The organism is Haloarcula sp. DT43 (assembly GCF_037078405.1).
GTDB classification, from domain to species: domain Archaea; phylum Halobacteriota; class Halobacteria; order Halobacteriales; family Haloarculaceae; genus Haloarcula; species Haloarcula brevis.
Map to the genome: position 1 here is coordinate 1 of NZ_JAYMGZ010000006.1, position 24711 is coordinate 24711.

The window sequence follows — 24711 nt, forward strand, 5'->3', positions numbered from 1 at the left end:
ACGCACGAACAGAAGTGTTCCTCGCGCTGTGTCTCCGACTCGTCATTGCCATCACCAACTACGAGCGAGGAAACGAACCGGGCTGTGAGAAACTATGAGATGGATTCTATGACACGCTCCACGTATCAATCTGCTGCTGGGTTGATTTATTCATTACCTCTCACCATCATTCGATTCAGTACTTCCCGCGTTATCCCGACTGTCTGCCCTCAATTTGAGGTGAGAGATACTCCCCCTGTCAGCACACTCTGGACAAAGGGGATCTGTGGACTCAGTAATACCCTGAACCCCGACTGTGGAATCACAGCTTCGGCAGTACCAGCGTAACACGCCATAGTCTTCCGTGAGGTGGGGGAACTGCTGTGCCAGTGTAGGGGTGAGGTACTCGTCAGGATACCCTTCTAGGTACTCAACGACTTTCTCAATGGGATAGCCACTGAACTCTTGGACAAAGCCTGAAGCTCCGTAGTCTTCTCCACTTGTTTCCCCCTTCCCACATCGCTCTCGGTATTCACAGAACTTGCACTCCCAATCGTATTCTGGAACGGGGGGTGGAAGCTCCTCGTTGAGCCGATAATCTGTGTGATCTTTTGCCCACCTGATAACCGTGTCTTCCCAAAACTGCTCGTCGAATTTGACGTGGAAAAACCTCGTTTCCAGCGAATCTCTCCCTCCGTAGATGAGCACGCCTTGGGTCAGCTTGATTTCATATTTTTCCGATAAACCGTATAGATAGGCGTGTAATTGGGCCTTATGATGGCGACTTGGAGACGAGAGATTCGCTACCGAGGACTTTGTCTTGATCTCAGTCGGCAGTACGGGGGTTGCGTCTCGGTCGACTATTACGGGGTCGGTAGCACCCTTGATCCGTAGTTTACCCCCCTCTGTTTCGACTACGAAATCCACCCAGATACTGTTTTGTACGTACGCATTCCGGTCGGTTACCCATCGCTCTAAGAAAGGGAAGACGATGTCCTCCTCGAATCGGGTGCCAAACCAGTAAATACCGGAGGGTTCTGAGTTTTCCTCTGGCGCATTGTGCTGGCGATAGAACATCTTGCGGTGGCACTGTACGAGCTGACTGGGACTGTGGCGTTCAGGATTCGAGACATGACCATTCTCATTGAAAAACGGCGTCCCGTTCTCAATGTTCTGTCTGTACTGCCGTTCTCGATACCAGTCTCGAAACTGCTCAGCAGACAATTTCTCTTTCAATTCGACTGCACCAGTTTCGACATCAGACGGGTGTAATTCGGTAGCCATAATTGCGACGGGCAGGTTTCGCCCGCCAATCACCATGGTCATCAACGCGATTCTGATACTTGCTCAATTACCGATTGCGCTCATGTGCCGCTCTCGGACTCGCCGTTGCGTATCAATGCCGACACGAGTTCCACGGTCGAGATATTGGTATCGAGAAGGAGGGCAGCAAGTTCGAAATAGTTGCCTCGGGAGACCATCTGGCGCTTGGGGTCATAGATGACAATACTGGCAGCATCAAGTGTCGGTAAATGAGTCTGCGAAAGGGCGTTGTACGCATTTCGATATGGTTCACCCGTCGCGTGTGTCTCTCGAACTCCCATTTCTTCGCTGGTGATTTTTCGCGCCAACTCCCTTGTGCTGAGTACGTTACTGTTTCTCTTCTCTATGATTTGAATCACGAGGCGGCGACGCTTTGTCCGCAGAGCATGGTACAGTGTAGACAAAAGTGTCTCCAATTCTTCCGAAGTCACGATATATCCTCACGAAAATCCTGTATCCGGCTGCCGAACTTGGATTGGGCGGCGATTGTATTCATACTGAAAGAATGAGTTGTAAACACAAAAATCTAGGTCTACAATAACTATATTCTATGTCCACAGATGGGTTTTCACACCCTGTTAGGATAGATTTCTGCGTAGTCGTGTGAGAATGCGACCACGCGTAGATTGGATGACGCAAGGCGACGAACGTATCATGGAGTTTCTGTACGAGAAGGATATCGTGGCGTCACCGTCGGTTATCGCTGCAAACATCGATTATACGAACGAATATATCTCTCGACGATGTCGGGTACTCGCTGAGGCAGAACTCTTGCAGCGAATAGACGCTTCCAATTACCGGCTGACTGACTTTGGCGAGCAGTTCCTCAGCGGTGAGCTCTCATCTGAAGATCTATAGGGACCTACATTTATTGGATGGAACCTGCCGTTTAAGCTGTTCCAATGCTTGATTATAGTGGCTCCACCGCTCACTTGGTCAAGATTAGCGAGATAATCACGACCACTACATAGCCACTATCTTAGACTCAATAACACAAAGTGAAATTAAACTAAATCAGAATTCGGGGTTGTCCAGTGACATCAAATGGTTCAGTCATCGGACGATATCTTCATATCACGTTCTTGCTTGATTTGAGTGGCAATATTATTACATTTGTCAGCAAGTATGACCCGTAACGCGCTTCCAATCGATTCCCCTGCTACGGGTGGGACTGCGTTTCCAATCTGTCGGAACCAGCTGGTGAACGACCCGAGGAAGATATAGTCATCTGGGAACGACTGTAATCTCGCAGCCTCTCGCGGAGTGATTCCTCGGTTTCGCCTTGGATCGTCACGTTCTGGGTCTGGACAAGCGTGTTCGTAGTAGTCTGGGAGCACGAACCCGTTCGCATCTTTTGCGAGGTGAGCGACTATTGTGGGGGAAGGTTTCGACCATTCGAGCTTCCGGTATTTGTCTCGAAAACGAGGGTTATCGGCTGTTCCAACGTCATACTCGATATACTCAGCATACTCACCATCGGAATCATACTTGACATCCCATCCAGTATCGCCAGGCTGTAGGCCTTCTTCGAACAGGATTCTATCTTTTTCCATGGGGTGTTCCCGCGCCCGGTGGTTGAAGCAGAGCTCGGTTCCCTCATGTAGTCCGTTCTGTTTCACGTACTGGCTTTTGGGCCCTCGTCCAGTTTCTGTCATCACCCGTCCGCCCTCCCCACGACGTAAGCGAGGAAGTCCAGACAATCCTTGTTTGATATTACGTTCGCAATCAGCTCCGCTGAGATTATCCAACAGGTCCCCAACCTCGTTTTCGCTTACTACGATGTCATTCCGAATCCCGACGAGTAGAACACGTTCCCGTTTCTGCGGGATTCCGAGCTCAGTCATGTCCTGCAGACGGAATCCAACTTGATACCCTTCTCCGCTCTCACCGAGAGCTTCCAAGTCCTCAATTATCCAGTCGATGACGCGTACATCTGTATCACCGACTTTGTTGACCATCCCCTCCACGTTCTCCATCACAATGGCCTTCGGCCGGAGCTCATCGACGGCTTCGACGTACTTTGTGTACAGACTGGTCCGGTCGTCATCAAGTACGCTGTATTCATCGTCTTTCGCTCGACGGGACCGGTAGCCTGCCTGTGAGAGTGATTGGCAAGGTGGTCCACCTACAATGATATCAGGGTCAGGCGCGACTTCCTGGATTTCCGCAGACATGTCGATTTCTCTCACGTCGCCACAGACCACGTTCTGATGGGGGATCTCAGGATGGTTTAGACGGTAGGTCGCAACTGCATCGGGTTCGATATCGATTGCCCAGCGGACATCATACCCCGCTTGAGAGAGACCATGCGACAGCCCCCCTGCTCCGGCGAACAAATCAACCACAGCAGGTCCTTCACGCTCTTTTCGCTGTTGCTTAAGTCGATACGTCAACAGGAATTTCCGAATTTCACAGTCTTCACGGCAGGTATCGCCATCCGCATTGACAGCATGGGTTGCGAGCGCACGGTACAGAATTGGAACATGGCGGTCAATCAACTCCTCTTCTAGGTCCGTGTGGCGCCCGGTTGATTCTACTGAAGAAGCGGGATCAAGCAAACCGAGGGAAACCAGTAGCTCGTCAATCTGTGGGTCTGCGGGCCACACAGGTTTGTCAAATGCGACTTGGAGGAGCCACCAAGCGTCCTGCTCCTCAATTCCCGGAATGGTTCGTAAAAATGTAATGTAAGTAGAATACTGGACTCGTGAGAAATCACAGAGCGTAGTGCCCTCTGTATAGTGTGTCTCGCTAACGGCTTCAAGTAGTGACTGCAAGCAATCTATTCGTTCCGCGCTTACCCCCTTTCGAGGGCTTGCAGCACGGACTGCCTCGTGCAGATCTTCTCGACCCAGAGCTTCGATATTTTCCCAGCTTTCATGGTCTCTGCGGAGGTTTGCCACTGTCTTTCTTGGAATCTGGTCGAAGAATCTTTTTGCAGGAGATTCAGTCTGTTTTCCAAGGACTACAGCAGCAACGGTATCAAGTGGGTCATCGCTTTTAATGAGTGGATCGCCACATGGACACTCCCCTCCGAGATCGCTGCTCTCCCTCTGAATAGCGTGGTACCGACATCCGTCCACACTTTTTGACTGGTTTCGAGCTATATTCTCAGGGGTAGCACGCGGACAGCCAGCAGGGGGCTGCTGATGACGCCGAATATGTTCTGCAGTGAGCGTGTCTATGAGGAAATCAATATTATCCAGAAGTAACTGTCTATGCAATGTCCGTTCAGATTCTGGAGCAGAGCGCACCTGCTCAAATGAAGAACCGCAAGAGGCGGCCGGTCCAGACATAGGAACCTTTTCTACACGATATGATTTAAATCTCCTGGTCATACAAGCCGCGAAATTTTTCACTTGGTCATAATCTCGGCCGTGAGCAACTGATACTACCTCCCTTAGAATTACGACACAGAAATTAGCTCAGTGACCGGTTCTCTATTACTGAGGCTGCCCTCAGTGTAATTAATGACAGCCGCTGACTGATTGTCTCAACTGAGCCATGGCTCCAATTTGCACCTATTTCAAAGAGAACGGCTCCGTTGGAACCTTCAGAAGTTGATAGAAATAGCTTACTCAATATAGAGGGTGGATTCAGCAAGCCCCATGGTTCACTTCACAGTCTCGCTGAGAGAGCAATCATGAATTTAGTCCGCGAATCATACTCTCTGTGTTGCCTCGGAAAACAGATAGTCACTAATGTGATTAGCACTCTGTCGGTTATAATCAGATCCCATTTTCTCTAAGTCCGTGTAGGTAACGCGCTGCCGCTTTCCACTCGCCTCATCAACCGGAATAAAAAATGTAGCAACCTCAGCTTCCGAATAGCCAGCCAACAAATCAACATCTTTTGTCTCGTAGCGATTGGCGTCAGCTTGGATGTAATACCGGTTCCCCTGCTCCTGTTTTGCTGTTTTAACCTGAATCTTGAATAGAGTGCCATCCTTGTCGACGATGAGATCGTACGGATGGTTGTGACCAAAGGGGAAAGACACACCGTACCCTTGCATCATCAGCTCCGAGGCGACGGCTAATTCGGATTTCTCTCCTTGACGGGGGCTGTTGTTCATGATGCAAGTCTCCACTATTATGCAATAAACGTGATCGTAATCGGCAATCTCGGAATTAGCTAGATCTGACTTCGGAGCTGACCGAATCCAAGGATCGATTCGCGCTGTGTATTCACCACGACCTAAATAAACTGTTACAACTCGAGGGTCTCAACGAAGTCAAAAAACAGAACTTAGTCTAATAGAGATACCGTTGTCGCAGCCTCTGAGTTGCGCAGAAATCTCACAAGGTCTACGAACCCCTCCACGGGTGGTCCTTCAAGGAGGACGCCAGTCTCAAGATAGTGCTCAAACCCGTAGTCCGTCACATTGGCACTCCCCACGTATGCTGATCTCTCATCGAATAACATAATTTTGGCATGCAGAGTAAACTCAGGAGTGGCCCCATCTTGCCGACGCTGTGCTGACGGTGTCTCGGCATTCCAGCGGGTATAGTCTACGCAGGTAAGAAGCGAAAGGTCAATACCACGCTCGTCAGCCCGTTTTGCAAACGACTTCAGCACTGAGTAATTGTACGACTCTGTGTCAGTGAGATACCGAGAAATTATGCGGACCTCCACGTCCCGGTCCATGGCCGCAAATAGCACTTCTTCGAGATGAGCGAATCCATCTTTTTCGAAGAATGGTGCGACCAGAGTAATTGAGGATTCACTTCTTTTGACCTGCCGTGTGAGGGTCGGCATCAACCATGCCATTCCGAACGATGTCGGGCTCACGTCCTCGAAGGCAGGGTCAGAAGGAAACGTCACCAGCGGTGTTGCCTCTGTCGCTGGCGGTTGACGTGCCTCGTATGCATTGACGCTACGCGAAGCATGTCGGGCTCTCTCGAACACTCCCCGGCACTCTTCTACGTTGACCCGGTAGGCGCTATCTTCAACGCTCGTTCTGAACGACTCACGAGTGATTGCGTCAGTCTGTGAGAGCTGTCGAAACACGTCAGTGGATGCTGCAACAGAGACATCGGTTTCGCTTGCAATTTGCTCGGGAGTCACCAGTTCATCACGTCCACCGGACAGAACTAACAGGCCCTCGAGCTGGGAGAGGAGCTGCTCATCCCGATCAACGTACTCCGCTACAGCGAGGGGCATCCACGTCGATTCAGATTCGTCGTTCATATGAATTGTATATAATTCGGTAGTCAGTACACGCCAGGGAGCCGATTACAGTGTCCAGTATCCCGCGATGTCCATGTCAGTGTTCGGCCGACTGCCGAAGAGGAAGTCCCGGGACAGAACCTGGTTGAAGTACGAACAGCTGATCTCACTCACGTGCAGGCAGGAGAGACACGCTCCGCCACGCTGTGAGCAGACCGGGTCGTACACACACTCGTTTCCGTGAATCTCTGCCTGACCGAGGAGGTTATCCAGTTGCTGTTCGACCATCGTGTGCATCCCGCCAATATTGAACTCCTCCCGGTTGTTCGCGTAGATGACGACAGAGAGCGCGCGCGGGAAGAGGAACTCACTGAGGTTCGTACGGTCGAACCCACTGATAGTGCTGGCCTGCTTTAGCAGGATATGACTCAGCGTGTGGACTAGCTGGAACACGTGTTCTGTGACCTGTTCCTCGACCGACTCGTCGAGATCCGTCTGGAACTTGCCATACCGTTCGACCGGCGCGAGGTGATTAAGCAGAAATGCCCACTGCTCTTCGGTGGAGAGTGACTCGATCTCGCTCCGGGCGTGTTCGAGCGCGGCGTCATCGCGGCTGTTGATCTCCGGGAGCACGATATCTCCGTTTACGGCGTCCGGATCACTCGTCCCCGGAATGTTGAGCGCGACCCACAACAGGACCTGTGCGGGGTCGAGGTCGAACTGAACCGCCTCCGTTTCAGACGTATCGACGAATATTGGCGTTCCGTCCCCGTCACTCGCGCTCTGTGAGAACGCGTTGATCTGTGCTTCCCCTTCTTCACGACTACCACGAGTGTACCCGTACACGAACGTCTGCACGGGGAAGTCTTCGATGACGCGAACGTCATCGAATCCGAGGGCCTCCAGGTCGTCGTGGTAGCTGTTGATGCGGTCTGCTTTGTCGGTGAAGCCACGGTCTCGAGCGTTCGTCTCGAGTTCGCCTAGTGTATCCGTCGTGAGCGACTCGCGGCTGAGAACGTACTGGAGAACCTCGTCACCGGCTTCGGTGAGCTCAGAGGTCTCTCCGTCTGCATCCAGCGCGAGTGTCTCGTCGAGGCGCTCGAGGATGGTCTTGCTCTCCAGCGACCCTTGCTCGCGTAGATACTCACGCGCCTCGTCGAGCGTATTTATATCGTCGTGCGTTGTGTAGATTTCCACCACCTTCTCGTCGTCTACCTCCACCTCACCAGTTCGCTGATGCAGGCTAACGTCTTGGAGTGACGCCGCATCGGACAGTCCGAACAGCTTTGCGATTGCTCTTTTCGCGCCGTCCTCAGAGTTCCGGAGATGCCCGATGCCTGCGGTGTGCAGGTTCACCGTTGAGAGATAATGTGGGTAGAAGACACTCCCGGCCCGATGGACTGTCGTGTACATTCCATCGTTTTCCTCTGCTTCGGGAGCACTGTACTCACAGTTGCAGTTCTGATAGTTCCGCATGGGCGTATCCCACCCGCAGTTACCGACTTCACAGCTCCAGTGGAAGTTCCGAACACGCTGACTGTTGCGGCGGTTGAGTATGACGTGCTGGTCTCCGTGGTTTGGGCACTTTTGTGGGTAGAGACGGCGAATCTCTCCGCAGGTGTGAACGCTTACAAACTGGTACTGTTCGAGGTTGCCGTCACAACCGGATCGGTCACAGGTGAGATCCGGATTGTTGTTCTTGACTTCGTCCGCGGTGTAGTACCCGTGTGCCTTGTCGCACTTCTGGCACTCGTAGGTAGTGGGGAAGGGCTCGGCCCGAACAGCCTCTGGCACGCCGAAGTGGTAGTGGTCGGTATTGTTCGAGACGAAACCGTTCTGTCCCCCATCCCAGTTTCGGACGCGTGCGAGGACGCGACCGAGTATGTAGTCCTTGCTGACGGTACCACTCGCGTCGTTCGTTTCGAGCCGCGTGGTCTTCCAGATGCCGCGCTGCCCGCTGTAGTCGAACGTGTTCTCGGGCAGGAACTGGTAGAGTACCTGCGACTTGCTACGTTCCATTGACATAGTTATCGGTTGCTGTAGCTGCTGAGGATGTCCTTGTACTTCCACTCGGGATCGATTGGAAGCTGTTCGTCAACGTCACGGAGACTCCGCATCGGAGACCCCGGGAGGCGTTCGCTCGTCCATTGCCGGTCACTCAGCTGCACCTCGGAAATCGCACTGCGGGTGAGCTGGCTGACATCGTCACTGAACTCCGGTGGGACCTCCGAACCACCGTACATGTCCACGAGAATGTTCTCGAGGTCAGCGTCATCGACCGTCGAGAGGAAGTCCTCGGCACGGTCACCGAAGTACATCTGTTCCCCGTCGTCGGTGTACATGTAGTGGTTGAGCAGAAGCGCCATGAACAGACCTGGCTGCGTCCGCTTGACGCTGTTCTTCGCCCACCGGTTCACTGAGACGGGTTCGACGAGTCGGTCGAGGAACTGGTGGTACTTCTCGAAGAAGTGGTAGTGACTCAGGTCGCGTTCCCGGATGGGGTGGAGGATGTTGAACACAAGCCCAGGGTGTGATCGACCCGCCCGGGAACTGGACTGGATGTACTCAGCAGTGGCACGTGGCATCCCAAAGAACACCATCATGTTGAACCGTTCCACGTCCACCCCGTGACTGATCATACTGGTGGCGGTCACCGTGTTGGGCCGGTAGGCAAGTAGCCAGGCGAGGCCCTCCCGAACTTCGGGGGAGGCGGCTCGGAGGGCGACCCGGAACTCCGTCCGTGGAGTTCTCTCATCGTCGAGTTCTCCCGCGAGGACATCACGCAGTTCCATGATGTCCGGGATGACCGCCTCGTCGACCAGGTCATCGTCGGCGAGGCTCTGCAGAAGAGACTTGTCCTCGTCCTCCTGCCATGGGTCGTCGAGCTGGTCCAGAATGGTCTGGACCTCCTCGAAGGGCGTCCCACCCGTCATGCGCTCTGAATTGAGCGGCGGGCGACCCTCCCCACGGAAGTATGCGTTCAGCTGGCTGACGAACGACTGGTCTAGCCGGTCTCCATCCTTCTTCGACAGCAGGTACGTCAGGCTCGTGCTGTAGAGCGTGAGGATGTCGATAATCTCAGCGATGGAGTCAGCCGACAGGGCCTCACTGGTGTCCGTCCCCTCGAGTTCGACGCCAGTGAGTAGGTCTTCGGGCGACTCCATCGCCATCAGGAGGAGATCCTGGACCTCCTCGTGGAAGGTGAAGAGCACATCGATGATGGAGTTGATGTGCGTCTTGCCGTGTGGGATGAGTCCCATGTAGTAGCGCTGTGTATCGGGCTGTTCCATCGCGTAGAAGTTCTCGCGCAGGAAGGGACCTGGCGACGGGAAGCGCTCTGCAGGACGGAGGAACAGATGGTACACTTGGTCCTCATAGGCCGTGATCGTCGCTGTCGGTGCGAGTATCTTCGTCTTCCCAGCATCGACAATCTCCTGAAGCGTCTGGACTCCGGTCTCGTAGTGGCCGTCGAAGCTCCCGACGCTCTCCTCGAGGAGGTGGAGCTCGTCTGGAACCATCAGCGATGGAGCCGGGTCGTACACCTCTATCGGCGACGCCATCATCTCGAACTCGTCTTTGTCGATATCACAGCCGTACTTCTCCGTGCACTCACCGAGGCTGGCGAAGCCGTGCGTCGGGCACTCGTACTCCATCTCCCCGGTCAGGATGTGTGCCATCTTCCGCTGGTACCCGACTGCAGTGATTTTGTCGATGGTTCCTGCCAGAATGCTCGGTACGTAGCGGTAGAGCTCGTTATCGACGACGTGAATCGGGAGCTCGTCTTCCGCGTACACCTCTTGGGCTGCGGTCTCGCGCTTCTGCCAGTCACACTCGAAGGGGTTCCCAGTACAGACGTGAGCGAGGCGTATATCCTCCGTCACTCGCATCTCGACCCGTGAACCACAGGCTGGACAGCTCGGAACGACCTTCGCCTCCTCTCTGAGCTCCTTGTCTTGCTTGTAGCGCGTGAAGTTGTCGTTGTTGTAGCCCGTGAGCGCGTTCGGTGTGTTCTTCTTGCCGACGAGGAAGCCGACACTGAACGGCCGGGATGGACGACTGCCGATGTCGTCCTGGTCACGGCGGACGAGGTCGGCGTACATGATCGTCTCCGACATCCGCTGAAGCTGCTGAAGCGACAGGAGCCGGAGTGGGAATCGCGTCCACGTGGTCACCCCGAAGTGCTTGCCGCGGATACGGTCGAAGAACATGTTCCAGACGGCGACACCGAAGAACGCCTCGGACTTGCCGCCGCCAGTGGGAAACCAGAGCACGTCGACGACATCGAGGGCACCATCGGCCTCCTCGAAGCGCTCTGAGAGCTCCTCTTCGCCACGCCAGCTGATTTCATCCCACTCCTCGTACTCGCGGCCAGCGATATCGGGAACGAGCATGACGATGAACACGAGCTGGAATAGTCGCCATGTGTCGAAATCGTGCATCCGGTCCATGGACTCGTTCATCAGTTCGAACGCTCGCCCGACCGTGTCCGGATGTTCACGGAGCACGCGGATGCCACGTCGGAACCGGACGATTTCGCGCTCGAACGCGGCCTTGTCCTCTTCGAAGTCCTCGCGGTCGGCATCTGACCAGTCGCCGCGCTTGCTGTACTCCCGGAGGGCCTCCGGGTACGCGGTTTCGAGGTACTCGTCCATGGCGTCCGCGACCGACTCCAGTACCTCATAGCCGCCGCCGTGAAGGTCAGCGAGTTCGCTAAATGCAGGGTTCACTTCCCGGTCAGCGGACTCATAGACCCGCTGGCGGTACTGGGGGATGAAGTCCGTTTGGACGTGGTCGGTGTGCGGGTCTGCCCGAGGCGCGGATCGCCCAGGCGTGGCATCACCGAGCGTTTCCTCATAGTCCGGCGCAGTTATCGTGCAGTTCCGGCCGTGCCCCCAGAGGTCACGGTTGTAGCGGAAGTCCTCGGGAAGTGGGTCGAACGTGAAGGGGGTAAACTCCACGTCGCCGTTCGCCTGGAGGTCAAGCTGAACCTCGAACAGCGTTGGATCGCGGAGCGTGTAGATGTAGTCCCGTTTCGGCTGTGTGCCCGTGTTTGTGACCTCGATGTCGAGCAGGAGTTCGTTCCCGTTGCTCTCCCGGTCCTCGGTGGTGGTGATCTGTACCGACAGGTCCCAGTCCGGTATCGCTGGTGTCCCATCTCGTTCCTCGAGGTAGTCGTCGAACGCGCTCTCGCTTTCGAGAACGTAGCTCGGGACATCCTCGTCCGGCTTGTCGTCTCCGTTATCGAGGTAGATGTCGTCGCGTGCTACAGCCCGTTCACGAGCATCTTCTACAGCCGTTCGAACCGCTTCGGCGGTGCGCTCCTGCACGACCTCCGGGGTTGTCCGGGTCCCACCCGCAATAGCCTCGTAGGGAACCTCGATCGACGGCACCTCCAGTTCGAGCCGGTCAAAGACCGGAAGGAGCGTTGTATTCTCCGTATCGTCGTCATCGCGGTCTGCCAGCGAGACGTACTCCTCGCGCCGGTCCATCTCCTCGTAGGTCGGGTTCACACGCACCCACACGCTCCCCGTGATGTCGAGAGAGATTGTATCTCCCGCAGACCCGTTTCGGATGCGGGTCATGGTGCCGATGGCGCTGGGCTCCATTTTCGACTGGAGGTCGTCATCACTGTCTTCGAGGTCGCTGTTCGCCTCCGGGGCCAGTGCCCCGGCGAAGAACTTGTCACTCGGGGCGTCGCGCTTGACCCGCGCGTTCTCCCCCTCGAGATTGCCGCTCACCCGATCAGTGATGCGCTTCCTGAGGTGTCGTGCGATGCGTTCCTCGTCGTCCGGAGGTCCGTCGTCCGAGTCAGGCTGGGACCCTGTCATGTTGCGCCTAGCACAACTTATGCTATCCCACTTAAACCTTTACCTCAGACCAGTACCTTAAACAAGAGCGATAGCTCGGTACTGGTCTGAGATTTTAGCGCCGTGCGCGTGCGAGCAGCGCATGCGCGTCCCGCGTGTGCGCTCGCACACGCGCAACCCCTTGATAGAAATCATCAGACAGCCCTCTTCATCAAGTGTTATGTATCAGAAGTTCCCTGTCTGTATATCAACAGGAGGCGTCCCCTTGGCGCTTCCAATTCAACACACATGTCTCAGCAATCTCACCCCTACCGCACGAATCGGGACCTCTTTTCTAACCATTATCTCAATGAGCATCTTCGGCAGACGGAGCCCTGGGAAGAAGTCGACCAGGACGAGATTCGTGATACTTATCAGGAGATTCGAGAGCTCTGGGAGGACAAGAAGCACAGAGTCGAGGACTACAACGAGTCCTCACTTGAGGATAACTTTATTCGCCCGATGTTCGACCTTCTCGGTATTCCGTTCGAAGTCGAGCAAACGGTACAACGCAACGCTCGGCGTCCGGACTACGGTTTTTTCCCGAGCAGCGACGCAGGCGATGCGGCATATGACCGTGATGACTTCTACGAGGAGGCAATAGCTGTCGCTGACGCAAAGCGATGGGGCCGGAAGCTCGACACCCGTGGCAAAGAGAAACGTGACTTCGAGAACCCGAGCTATCAGATCCACCGATATCTCCAGGAGACGCCACCTCAGTGGGCGGTCCTAACGAACGGTGAGAAGTGGCGGCTCTACTACGGACCGACGAGTCACCGACTGGACTCCTTCTATGAGATTGATCTCCCTGAACTCCTCGACATCGTGGACGAGGAGAATGACTTTGAAGCATTCAAGGAGTTCTACCTGTTCTTCCGTCAGGAAGCGTTCCTCCCCGACAAGACGGGTGACTGCTTCCTCGACGACATTTACGACGAGAGTAATACCTTCGCCGAGGCGCTTGGGGAGGACCTCCAAGAGAACATCTACGAGGCGATTCGCGTGCTCGCAGAGGGATTCCTCGATACGAACGATGACCTCAACGAAGAGACACTGGTTGAGGATCTTGAATTCCTTGACAAATCGTCCGATTTCGAACAGGCACGACTCGATCTCATCCACGACAGTTCACTCATCTATCTCTACCGGCTCATCTTCGTTCTCTACGCCGAAAGTGAGGGACGAAATCTCCTCCCGACAGACAACGAGATCTACAGCGGGAGTTATAGTATAAACGAGCTGAAACAGGAAGTGGTTGAGAATCGGGACGCGACCCAGCAGCACTATCAGACGTGGCAGACTGAACTCTGGGATCAGCTCGACGAACTGTTCGTCCTCATCGACCAGGGAAGCCAGGGACAGGGCATTCCGAAGAAAGATCTCTACATCCCGGCGTACAACGGTGGTCTATTCCGAACGAGCCCAGATGAGGACGACAGCGTCGAGTCGCAGTTCCTCTCGAACTACGAAGTCGGCGACGCGTATATCGCTGAGGTCATTGAATTACTCACTCGCCACGAAGCCGACAAAGGCAAAGGAAAGGTGTTCGTCGACTACTCCTCGCTGGACGAGCGGAACCTCGGTTCGATTTACGAGGGCCTGCTGGAGTACAAACTTGACGTGGCCGACGAGCCATTGACCGTCGACGATGGTAAATATACTCCTGCCGAGGAAGACGATGACATCGCGGTCAAGACTGGAGATGTGTATCTCCGCACTGACGACGGGGAACGCAAGGCCACAGGGTCCTACTATACGCCCGAGTACGTCGTCGAGTACATCGTTGACGAGACGCTCGGACCACTGGTCGATGAGATACAGGAGGACCTCATGTCCCAGAGTGCGGACACGACTCATAGCCGGGAAGGCGGGTTCGCTGACGAGTTCGCTGAGCAAATCTTCGACCTCACTGTGTTGGATCCCGCGATGGGAAGTGGACATTTTCCGGTCAACGCAGTGGACTATCTCGCTAGGAAGATCATTGATGCCCAAGAAAAGCAGGACCGACAGGCGATGGACGCTGCAGACGCGGAGGTTCGAGCACCGACAACCGAGGACGGAGAACTACGCGACATCAATTGGGCGCGCCGAAAGGTCGCTCAGCGGTGTATTTACGGCGTAGACGTTAATCCGCTAGCGACAGAGCTGGCAAAGGTTTCTCTTTGGCTGCGGACGCTCGCTGCGGAGCAGCCGCTCGCGTTCCTTGACCACCACCTCAAAACAGGAAACTCGCTCGTCGGGAGTGACATCGAAGACGTACTGTCCGACGGCGACGACGAGATTACGGAGGATGGCCAGCTAACCCTCCAGCAGTCGTTCGACCACACTCGCCAACGTGCAATGGAGCACGTCACTGATCGCTTCCAAGACCTGCTCAACATCGACAATGAAACACTGGAAGACGCAAAGGAGATGGAAGCAGTTTACGAAGATGTACGTGATGACCCTCTGTACCGGAAGCTATTGGCGATGGCTAACGTCCACACCGCCGACGCTTTCGGGCTTGATGTACCCGATGACGCCGACGAGCGCATGGCCCGTGCTCTTCACAGTGAGGCGTGGGAGAATATCGAGGAACAGGACTGGTTCAAGTCGGCTCAGGCAATGGCCGATGATGAGCGCTTCTTCCACTGGGAGCTGGAGTTCCCGATGGCATTCTACGATCAAGACGGGAAGCGGAAGACTGATGCTGGATTTGACGCGGTAATCGGGAATCCGCCGTACGTAAAGATTCAGAATCTTCGCGGTAGTCAACCAGAGTTTGCTGAATTTCTTGATGAACAATATATGACCTCTACTGGACGATTCGATATTTACGCGGCATTTGTCGAGATGGGCAGCCAATTGGCTGCTGGAAAGAATCTTTCGTATATTCTCCCCAACAAGTTCTTCGAATCCAGCGCAGGAGAAGGCCTTAGAGAATACATCACAAGTAACGGACTATTAGAGAAAATCCTTGACTTCGGCCGTCACCAAGTGTTCGAGGGGGCGACGACGTACACATGTATTCTGATGCTCGGAGCAGGTGAAAAATTCGAGTATGGCCAAATCAATCAATCTTCCAGAGAGATTCAGAATCTCAATGAGGTGCAGTTCACTACAATAGACTCTGATGAACTTGGTGATGAGCCATGGATACTCACAGGGCCGAGAGAGCGGGAACTACTGAACCGGATTGAAGAATCTGGAACACCGCTCGGTCAGTACACCGAGTATATTTCGGAAGGAATCGTGTCCGGAGATAACCAGGTACTCTTTGTAGAGATTCTTGATAATGGAGAGGAGATAACAGAAGTCAGAACACAGATAGACGAGAAAGTCCGTGAGCTTGAATCAGAAATCGTTCACCCTCTCTCAATGGGTGACGAAATTAATCGGTATGCCAAGCCGGACGCAAGTATGGGTGTAATCTATGCGTACGAGGAAACCAACTCAGGGACCGACCTAATCCCAGAGCAGCGGCTGGAATCGGACTATCCTAAGGTGTATGACTATCTTAGTGAGTATCGTTCTCGACTCGAAGATAGGGGAAGCAAGTCAATGAACTATCCTTCATGGTACTCCCTATGGTGCCCACGCGAGAAAGAGCTGTTCGAATCGAAAAAACTTCTCACACCCGATATCTGTCAGCATCCGAAATTCACGGAAGATAGACAAGGAAGAAATTATTTCGCAGACACGACTTACGGACTGGTACTTAATAAGAACTCAAAATCGCAGAGGAAATTCTTCCTATCGGTACTGAACAGTAGCCTCACCTGGTTCTATATATATCATACGAGTCCCGTTCTCCGAGGAGATTTCCGCCGGTTCAAAACAACATATCTCGAAACCCTACCGATCATTCAAAAACGACCATCTGGGAATATTAAAAGCCTCTCAGAGGCGTGGGGTCAGAATGGATTCGAAAATAAAGCTAGAAACTCTCCTATTGACGCGCTTGTTTTCCTAGGAGAAAAGATGGGGGAGCTTCACGACTCTCGCAATACACTCAATCTCAATCTCTTCGAGTACCTTGGTAACTACACAAAAGGACCCAATCTCCCCGATATCGGCCTTTTCCAACCCACTGCATCAAATATTCTCGATGCCACCACTGAGGAGTACGAGAAACTGCAGATCGAACGCGCCCGTACGAAATGTAACGACTCGACAGTCACCATCGAAGTGACAGCACGTTACAAGCCGGAAGAAGAGGACGAGTTCGAGACTGATACCTATGGCTACACGGAGACGGAGTTCGTCAAGGCGTTCACGCTCACGAACTTGAGCGAAGAGGAGGAAGCACTCGTCGAGGCATTCGTTCCCGTCGTCGTTGAGGAGGAGATTGGGGATTTCTCCGACGGGGCTGGGAAGACAATCTCTCTCATGGATCGATTGAAAGATATCACCCTACCTGACCCCGATGACGTGGCTGACGATCTCCGGCGCTACATCGAGACAAAAGAACGAGCCGACGAACTTGACGAGAAAATCGAGAAGACCGACCAGCTCATCGACGAGATTGTTTACGACCTCTACGACCTGACTGATGAGGAAATCGAGATAGTGGAAGAAGCGGTCGCCGACGACTGAGCTTCGGATACTCCAACACTACAACCACGAAAGACCAGCATTTAGCTCCTCAAGGAAACCTGGCCGCACTTGAACTTCGGGCGGGAATACAATCGGTTCGCCCTCTTTTTCGGTTATTGTCTCACGAAGGAACGGATGTGCAGGCTCGAACGACGGACTCGTCCGTATCCGATACTCACTATCGACTGTGAATAGCGCGGCGTCGAACGCCCGGTGATGGAGTGAGTTCAGCACAAACACGTTCTCCGGATGCTCAGCGAGCTCTGGTCGCTGGCTCCGAGGTAACACGTGAGCCAGATCAAGCAGAGCCTCTTCCTGGATGCCAGTCAGAGTACACGCCTGCTCATATCGCTCAAACGTTTCAGTCCTGAACGTGTCGCTCACGGCAACTTCGGTCTGCTCGTAACGTCGAATGGTTCCACCGACAGAATCGAGCAATTCGCCGGTCGGCCATTGCTTGATCTCTCCGGACCTCACCCACTGTTTCCAGACTTCGGGTGCGTTCTCAGAACTATTCGTCCGTACACGGTCGTGTAGCCAGGAGACCGGGACCGAATGTGTGTTCAGGATCGAGAAGTGGAAGAGGTAGTTCGGAATCTGTGCTCCTGACTCGCCCTGATATGACCGAATCTCGAGGTGGTCGGGAACGCAGAGTCCACAGAACTCGACGGCGCCAGACTGTGGCTTCCGGAAGACGAGGACCGGTGGGACCTCCTCACGTCGCCCAGATGCCTTTCTGTCGAATGCTTCCTTGATTTTCTGGTTTTGCTTGGACTCGCCGTAGGGGTTGTCTGCCTTGGCATCGCCCCAGTAGCTGATGTATCCCGAATTGACAGCCAGTGTGTCTTCCCACGGGTCGTCGTGCTGAGAGACGCCCTTGTCGTTTGAGACGAGTATCAGTGCCGCCGGAGTATCACTGCGGTCAGTTCCGAGGTCCCGAATACCGCCCGTGTTTTTGATGCCACTGTTCAGCGACCCTCGAATCCACCGTAGAAACTGGTCTTCTGAGTTCCGGTAGCTTCCCGTGTCCCGATATTGTTCGCCAACTTTGAACGCCCTATTCATGATTTTCGGGATGTGGGTTGGGGAGCGTTCATTCGAGACAGCGAGTACATAATAAGAGACCTGAGTACGCAAAGACATTAAACCCGAGAGTCGCATCGGACCCATTAGTGACCAATTGCCAGTGCGGATTCGAAGTCGGGGACCGCGTAAGCTTCGCGGGTGGCGATGGTGAAGTGGCGAAAGCAAACCATCGCCCAGATGGCCAGTGTTTGCTGATGATTCTCACTGATAGCGGACAGACAAAGCGCCCGAGCGCCGTCGTCGACAAAGTCGAGGGCAGCGACACGTTACTGGCAAACCGCGAATTCGATACACCAGACCATTTCAACCTCCGGTCACGGGCTGCGGAACTCGACCTCGCCCACCGTCAGGACCGGTTCGTTACCTTGGAGAGCAGTCGCATCGACATCGCACCACACCAGGTGAAGGCCGCCCATGAGATTCTCACCTCCTACGACCACCGCTATCTGATCGGCGACGAGGTCGGTCTCGGCAAGACTATCGAGGCCGCCATCGTCATCGAGGAACTCGCCGCTCGTGGGCAGGCTGACAGGGTACTGATCGTCGCTCCTGCCCCCCTTGCGACGCAATGGCAGGAGGAACTCCGCGAGAAGTTTGACAGCAACTACGTGGTCTACGACCGCGACTACGTCGACGCGAAGCGAGGAGCCCACCCGAATAAAAACGTCTGGACACACGACGACCGCATTATCACCTCTATCGACTTCGCAAAGCAGGAGGATATGCTCGCGGCACTGGATAATCTAGACGAGGAGTGGGACATCGCCATTTTCGACGAATCGCACCACCTCACAGCGCGCCGTGAGGGGAAGCGTGGAATCGATAGGACCGAACGCTATCGGGTTGGCGAGGCGGTTTCACAGAACTCCGATGGACTTCTGTTCCTCACCGGAACGCCCCACAAGGGTAAACGCGATCAGTTCTACTTCATGATCTCGCTGCTTGCCCCATACCGATTCCGTGACGAGCACGATGTCAGCAAGGAAGGGCTCCGGGGTCTGATGATTCGTCGGCTAAAGAGCGAAATGTACGAGTCCGACGGCTCCAAAATGTTCCCAGAGAAGAATATCGAGACGCTGCCTGTCAAGTTCACGCCTGCGGAACGAGAACTCTACGAGAGTGTCACGGAGTACATCACAGAACACTACAATCTCGCTCACAGGGAGGACAACGACACTGCAGGCTTCGCCATGGTTCTCTACCAGAAGCGGCTCGTCTCGTCGATTCACGCTATCAGGAAGTCGCTCAAAAACCGGATGAAGTCCATCCAGGCCGGTGGCGCTGACCCGAGTGAACTGTCGCAGCTCACCAAGAGTCTTCTCCCACAGTATCGGGAAGACCCCGAGATGTTGACCGACGCGCAGCGAGGGAAAGTCGAAGAGGAGCTCGGCGGCGTGGCGGCATCAAGTGACCCGGCGAAGGTCAAACAGGAACTGCAAATCGTCAGAGAACTCTACAATCAGGCGAAAGCTATCGATGTCGATTCCAAGGCCGAACAGCTGCGTGAGTTCGTTGATGGCGTACTGGCCGAAGATCCCGACGAGAAAGTACTCATCTTTACTGAGTACACGGACACGCTGGAATACCTCAGAGACCGGTTGTTCAGCGAGCACGATGTCGCCCAGGTCTACGGCGATCTCTCACAACCTGAGCGGAGACGCCAACTGAAGAAATTCGAGGATGAGGCCAACATCATGCTTGCGACTGACGCGGCCCGCGAAGGGCTAAACCTTCAGTTCGCACATATCATGGTCAATTACGACCTCCCGTGGAACCCGACACGGATCGACCAGCGCATCGGTCGGCTCCACCGCTACGGGCAGGAGCGAACGGTCGAAATTCGGAACCTGTTCGTGGACGATACGCGGGAGAGCGATATCCTTGAACTCCTGCTGAGCAAGCTTGACGAGATTGAGGAAACGCTGGGCATGAGTTCCGATGTCCTCGGGCTCGTACTGGACAATGTCGATCTTGAGGACCAGATTATGACTGCTATCACGCACGAGGACGAGGCAGACTCAATTGCTGCCGATCTTGACGCGATTGTCGAAGACCAAGAAGAGGCTGTGCGCCGTGTCGACCAAGACCTGCTCATACGTGACCGCTTCGACCTGAGTGAGGAAGACCGGGAAATCCTCGACATCATTGACGAGAGTGCGGAGGATACGATTAGCGAAGCTGACGTTGAATATCTCGTCCGAACCGTGTGCAACGAATTCGGTGGCCGGATTGTCAACGTTCGGCCCGGTCCCGCCGATGACGGTGGTGATGTGTTCGACCTTGTCGTTCCAGACCCGATAGCTGGAGGCGAAGTACAGGACCGATATGATAGCGCAACTTTCGACCGGAAGAACGCTGTCGAGAACGAGTCCCTCGAATTCATTGCCCTTGATCACCCGGTCGTACGATCGATGATGCAGTTCTGTCTCGATAGCGATGCAGTCGGAGGGCAGACGGCAGTCCTGACTGGCGGAAGAGATCTGGCGACACCAGGACTGCTCTGTCACTTCCGGGTTGGATACCTCTCTGGAACAGGTGACACAGTGACGGAACGGCTCGTCCAGGTCTACGTGACACCTGATGGAGTGGAGAAGACTAGCGATATCAATATCACCGGCGGCCTTCCACCTTCCGCTGCCGACGATTATCCCGCCGTTGACGCGGTTTCTGCGCGTTCTGACGAGCTTGTAGACCGGGCAGAGGCTGTCTCATGGGATGTTATCGAAGATCTGGCAGCAAAGGCGCGAGAAGATCGACAGCGAGAGGCGCGTATTCGCCGCGAGCACACGCAGAAATACTTCGAATATCGCATCGACGACCTTGAGGACCGGATTGAGCGTTTCGAAGAGCGCAACACCCAGCCGGATGAAGACATGCGTGTTGTTCTTGCGAAGGCGCGAAACGAACTCAAGGAATTACGAGAGGAACGAGATGCAGAGTTGGCGAAACTCGAAGAGGAAGAACAGGTAATCCCAGACGAGCCGGAGCTCATCAACATGGCCGTTGTTGTCAACGCCTTCGAGGATTAGATAGCGTCTCTGTCTCGATATTCTGTGAGCTAACCTTCGAGGGTCTCTTCTCTAATCGCATGCCCCACAGCGTGCGCTAATCGCGGCGGTACGGCGTTTCCAACAAGTCGATACGCGTCCGTCCTGCCCCCCGGGAACCAGTACGAATCACGAAACGACTGTAACCGTGCGGCCTCTCGGACAGTGAGCGACCGTGCTTCGGTGGGGTGGATAAACATGTGACCATCCTTCTGAATATGCGCGAGGATGGTTGACGCTGGCTTGGAGGGATTCTGTTTCTTATATTTGTCCGGGAACACGTCACCTCGGTAGGGGTGAAGGTCTTGGCTAACTTCCCCGATATTCCAACCCACACCGTGCCCAAGCAATTTGTAGATGGACAGGTCCAGATGGTTGTGCCACCGGCAACTGTGATTCCGTAGCGTCTGATCGTTCCAGTCGTCGCCATCCGGAATGTCACGCAACCATTCTTGATACGGTGACACCGGAGGGAGCGTATATTCCGTCGCTTCTTGTGGCGGCATCTCTCCGCTTGGTGAGACTGGTGGCAGGTCCATAATCGCGTCCGAAACAGTTAGATACGGTCGTGTAGCCGTGTTCTCCTTGTCAAAGGGCGGTACGGCTGGCTCCGTATCGAATGCACTCTGTGCGGACTCCCCGAAGGCATTGGGGCTACACCGTACCCGCATATTTCGTTCTGCCTCGTTTTTCGGTTCACGGTGTGTTCTCCACTTATTTAGGTTCGGGAGCGTGCTCCCTTCACGCGTTCCGATGAAGAAAACCCGTTTTCGATGCTGGGGGACCCCATAATCAGCTGCATCGGCTACTTCCCAGTCTGCGTGATACCCGAGCCCCTCCATCTCTTCGAGAATAATCTCAGGAACTGGCGTATCATTGCCGACTGGTTCTTCAGTAGACTCTGATTCTGTCGGTAGAGACTTCTGAACTGTGTCTGTCTCGACCACGGCAGTATCGTTGAGCAATCCCGGAACGTTCTCCATGACGAAGGCTGCCGGCTGGAAGTGCTCAACATACCGGAGAAAGTCACGGTACAGCAGATTTCGGTCGTCCTCTTCGGTCGATCTATGTTCCAGTGAGCCGAGTTTTGCCCGTCCAATAGTAGAAAATGAGGGACAAGGTGGTCCGCCTGCCACAAGATCAAGTGTCCCCGGTTCGATGTCTGGCCCGCCTATTTCTGGGTCAGTTTCACGAATGTCACCTTCGACTACGTGGTCACCGTGATTTCGACGGTAGGTTTCCACCGCAGCAGCGTCGCTGTCAATTGCCCAGCGGATATCGAAACCTGCGTTCTGGAGTCCCTGTGTAAACCCTCCGGCCCCACAAAATAGGTCGATTGCCGACGGCCGTTCTCCCATTATTTGTCTAATTGCAGAGGACAGGCAAAGAGATTAGGAACCGGGATTGCTTCCAAAGCTATCGAGTAGCACAAAGAATCGTTTTTGGATGTATAACTGCTCGGCGTCCTACCCGACGAGCAACTCAGTGTGAACTACCAAAAAAACCTCACATCACACTTTTTGACTAATCCCCAAGGCGCAGAGCTACACAAACCCAGTGCTTCTTGTGGTTCAGCGAAAGCCAGAGTGATTTATTACTCATTCATCACCGCAAAAAGCGTGCGGAACTGAGTCCGTTGGCTTGCTATTTCCGCACCGGGGTGTAGATCTCGAGATACTCTGACACGCTAAGCGCCGTGTTTCTATTCCATGATCTGCTTATCCGGACTGATCAATAAAATTGATGACGAGATGGGTCGTCCCCATATCGGTTTCAAACGGACCCTTGTGGAGTTGAAGCTCCTAATTGAGCGCATCGAGGTTATGCTCAAAATTTTCAGACTGATCCTTGTGGGGTGAAACATGTCTTCGAGCGTTGTGATATCTTTCTTGTGTGGGTTTCAGATGGATCCTTGTGTGATTGAAGTAGCATCGAGATCGAAAACAGCACGATCGATGCCGACCGTTCCAAACTTCCCCACAGCTGCTATCCTGATTGGTATTTCTAATCTCCGCATTCTCGTCCGCTGCTAGACCGACCCCCTTCTCTCTGTACGACATTCGCGGATGTCTCTCCGAATTGCGATGGTGACACATAGTTCGAATCCGCTTCTTTGGATGTAAAAAACCGCCAGACAGCGATACTGTCAGACAAAATCGTTCGCTCGGGGAACGAAATCAAGCGCGTCGGCGGTAGCTAGTATATAAATGTCCCACTGCCGTCTGTCGGATTCTAACCGTTCGGAAAAGGAACGGGCGCTGAGGGATTTGAACCCCCGACGGTTTGGTCCGAAGCCAAGCACTCTGTCCAAGCTGAGCTAAGCGCCCTGTATCCCATGGTATGACGACGTTATGGTTTAAACCAACCGGTTCCGCCGCGTGACGGTGCCGCGGTGACGGGATTATTCCGAAGTCGCTGCAGCGGGGTCGCCGTCAGTGTCGGCGGCGACGTCGGCCACGACGGCTTCCGTGTCGACGTCTCGTTCTTCGGCGAGTGCCTCGATGATGGCGCGCTGTTCGGCCAGTTCGGTCTCCATCCCGTCGACGCGGGTGTTGGTCTCGTCGACGGTGCTCCGCAGGTCTTCGAGCTGGGTCTTCAGCTCGTTGACCTTCTTGTAGAGGTCCTCGGCGATGTCGGCGACCTTCTGTATCTTTTTCGCGGTGGAACCCAGTCCCATGGCCACCGGTACGGAGAGCCGACATTTCCTCGTTTCGCTCGAACGTCGCTGTTAAGACGCCGCCGGCCACAGCGACGGTATGGACGACTTGCGGCTCGCTCCAACTGTCGGTATCGTCGGCTGCGTTCTGTATCTCCTTGCGCTCGCGGTTCCGTACGGGCTCGTCGAGACGGCGAGCGCCGTGGGGGCGTACTACAACTCGGGGGCGTTGTCCCCGCTGTTACCGGGCGTGTTCGCGCTCGTCTGTATCATCGTGCTGGCGGCCGGCCGCGAGGGGCGGTCTGACCCGAGCGTCGCGGCAGGCGCGAGCATCGGGATGGGCGTGTTTATCGTCGTTTTGAGTCTCCTCTGGGCGGTCACCGTCCCCGAGAGTCTCGTGCTGGGGCTGACCGAGTCGACGCTGATGGAACACCACCGCTGGGGCGTCGTCGCCGCCGGCTGTCTCATCCCGCTGGGTGGCACGTGGTTCGCCCGGGCGCTGGACCTGCTGTAGGCCCGTCCGCCCACCGGGGCGTCGTCCAGCGGTCTGTGGGCGCATCCGAAAGGCCCTTATGGGGTGGCGGCGGAGTTTCAGATGGACTAGGTCGGGGGGCTAGGCCCCCCTCCTCGCCCGCACTGTGGTCTTGAGCGGGGACCGAACACCGGGGGCGTCCGGTCTGACGGACGTGGACCCCGTGAGCTAACGTGGAAGCCTCGTCCCACGGGGACGGCGGTCCGCGTGGTCGCACCTGCAGGGGTGTGCCCACGTGGTTAAACGATGGCACTCCGCCAGGCACGGAAGTGAGCAGCGGACCATCGAACACCCGTCGCTCGTGGGGTCGCGGGGTGGAGGAGGCAAACGGGATTACCCGCGTCCGAACGCCGGGCTATCCTGGCTGTCCGTCCATTCATACCTTCTGCACCGACGAACAGGCCCTTCCAGACGCACCGCCGGAGAAGCGGCAGGCCCGCCGGACGAGCGCGTGTCGTAGTGAGTCGAACCGAGAAGCGTGCCATCGATAGTGACTGCTGTCTC

General features: G+C 54.9%; 14 protein-coding genes, 1 tRNA gene and 1 other RNA gene. 5 read left to right on the plus strand and 11 right to left on the minus strand.

Features of this window, described 5'->3' with window-relative positions; all coding sequences use genetic code 11:
- Positions 1-153: 153 nt before the first annotated feature.
- Together VI123_RS18345 and VI123_RS18350 are read right to left on the minus strand one after the other, a co-directional pair.
- Positions 154-1305: a CRISPR-associated protein Cas4 gene (locus VI123_RS18345; RefSeq protein WP_336339522.1), complete on the minus strand. Its 1152-nt coding sequence runs from the start codon at positions 1303-1305 to the stop codon at positions 154-156.
- A gap of 38 nt (positions 1306-1343) precedes the next feature.
- Positions 1344-1733: a DUF7344 domain-containing protein gene (locus VI123_RS18350; RefSeq protein WP_336339523.1), complete on the minus strand. Its 390-nt coding sequence runs from the start codon at positions 1731-1733 to the stop codon at positions 1344-1346.
- 178 nt (positions 1734-1911) lie between these two features.
- Here VI123_RS18350 and VI123_RS19350 point away from each other — a divergent pair, with 178 nt between their 5' ends.
- Positions 1912-2160: a MarR family transcriptional regulator gene (locus tag VI123_RS19350; RefSeq protein WP_407067024.1), complete on the plus strand. Its 249-nt coding sequence runs from the start codon at positions 1912-1914 to the stop codon at positions 2158-2160.
- Positions 2161-2351: 191 nt separating this feature from the next.
- On the opposite strand, the gene VI123_RS18355 is transcribed toward VI123_RS19350, so the two are convergent.
- The 5 genes from VI123_RS18355 to VI123_RS18375 all read right to left on the minus strand — a co-directional run bounded on the left by VI123_RS18355 (position 2352) and on the right by VI123_RS18375 (position 12293).
- Positions 2352-4595, minus strand: coding sequence for a DNA cytosine methyltransferase (locus tag VI123_RS18355; protein WP_336339524.1), 2244 nt, complete (start codon positions 4593-4595; stop codon positions 2352-2354).
- Positions 4596-4960: 365 nt separating this feature from the next.
- Entirely contained in the window at positions 4961-5371 is a 411-nt protein-coding gene (locus VI123_RS18360) for a group I intron-associated PD-(D/E)XK endonuclease (protein ID WP_336339525.1), read from the minus strand.
- A gap of 173 nt (positions 5372-5544) precedes the next feature.
- Positions 5545-6486, minus strand: coding sequence for a phospholipase D-like domain-containing protein (locus VI123_RS18365; protein WP_336339526.1), 942 nt, complete (start codon positions 6484-6486; stop codon positions 5545-5547).
- 45 nt (positions 6487-6531) lie between these two features.
- Entirely contained in the window at positions 6532-8484 is a 1953-nt protein-coding gene (locus VI123_RS18370; protein ID WP_336339527.1) for a hypothetical protein, read from the minus strand.
- Positions 8485-8492: 8 nt separating this feature from the next.
- Positions 8493-12293, minus strand: coding sequence for a helicase-related protein (locus tag VI123_RS18375; protein WP_336339528.1), 3801 nt, complete (start codon positions 12291-12293; stop codon positions 8493-8495).
- A 267-nt stretch (positions 12294-12560) separates the two neighbouring features.
- Between VI123_RS18375 and VI123_RS18380 the strand changes: the two genes are divergently transcribed.
- On the plus strand, positions 12561-16886 hold the full coding sequence (locus tag VI123_RS18380; protein WP_336339529.1) for an Eco57I restriction-modification methylase domain-containing protein: 4326 nt from the start codon (positions 12561-12563) through the stop codon (positions 16884-16886).
- 18 nt (positions 16887-16904) lie between these two features.
- On the opposite strand, the gene VI123_RS18385 is transcribed toward VI123_RS18380, so the two are convergent.
- Complete coding sequence (locus VI123_RS18385) at positions 16905-18029, minus strand: HNH endonuclease (protein ID WP_336339530.1); 1125 nt, start codon at positions 18027-18029, stop codon at positions 16905-16907.
- A gap of 137 nt (positions 18030-18166) precedes the next feature.
- Here VI123_RS18385 and VI123_RS18390 point away from each other — a divergent pair, with 137 nt between their 5' ends.
- A complete protein-coding gene (locus VI123_RS18390; RefSeq protein ID WP_336339531.1) occupies positions 18167-21001 on the plus strand; it encodes a DEAD/DEAH box helicase in 2835 nt (944 codons plus the stop codon).
- A gap of 29 nt (positions 21002-21030) precedes the next feature.
- Here VI123_RS18390 and VI123_RS18395 read toward each other — a convergent pair whose 3' ends face one another.
- From VI123_RS18395 to VI123_RS18405, 3 genes are all read right to left on the minus strand, one after another.
- A complete protein-coding gene (locus VI123_RS18395) occupies positions 21031-22377 on the minus strand; it encodes a DNA cytosine methyltransferase (protein WP_336339532.1) in 1347 nt (448 codons plus the stop codon).
- A gap of 894 nt (positions 22378-23271) precedes the next feature.
- A tRNA-Arg gene (locus tag VI123_RS18400) sits at positions 23272-23346 on the minus strand.
- 74 nt (positions 23347-23420) lie between these two features.
- On the minus strand, positions 23421-23696 hold the full coding sequence (locus VI123_RS18405; RefSeq protein ID WP_336339533.1) for a DUF5798 family protein: 276 nt from the start codon (positions 23694-23696) through the stop codon (positions 23421-23423).
- A gap of 79 nt (positions 23697-23775) precedes the next feature.
- Here VI123_RS18405 and VI123_RS18410 point away from each other — a divergent pair, with 79 nt between their 5' ends.
- Together VI123_RS18410 and ffs are read left to right on the plus strand one after the other, a co-directional pair.
- Complete coding sequence (locus VI123_RS18410; protein WP_336339534.1) at positions 23776-24189, plus strand: DUF7548 family protein; 414 nt, start codon at positions 23776-23778, stop codon at positions 24187-24189.
- Between the two features lie 79 nt (positions 24190-24268).
- Positions 24269-24581, plus strand: an RNA gene (ffs, locus tag VI123_RS18415) — signal recognition particle sRNA.
- Positions 24582-24711: the final 130 nt, after the last annotated feature.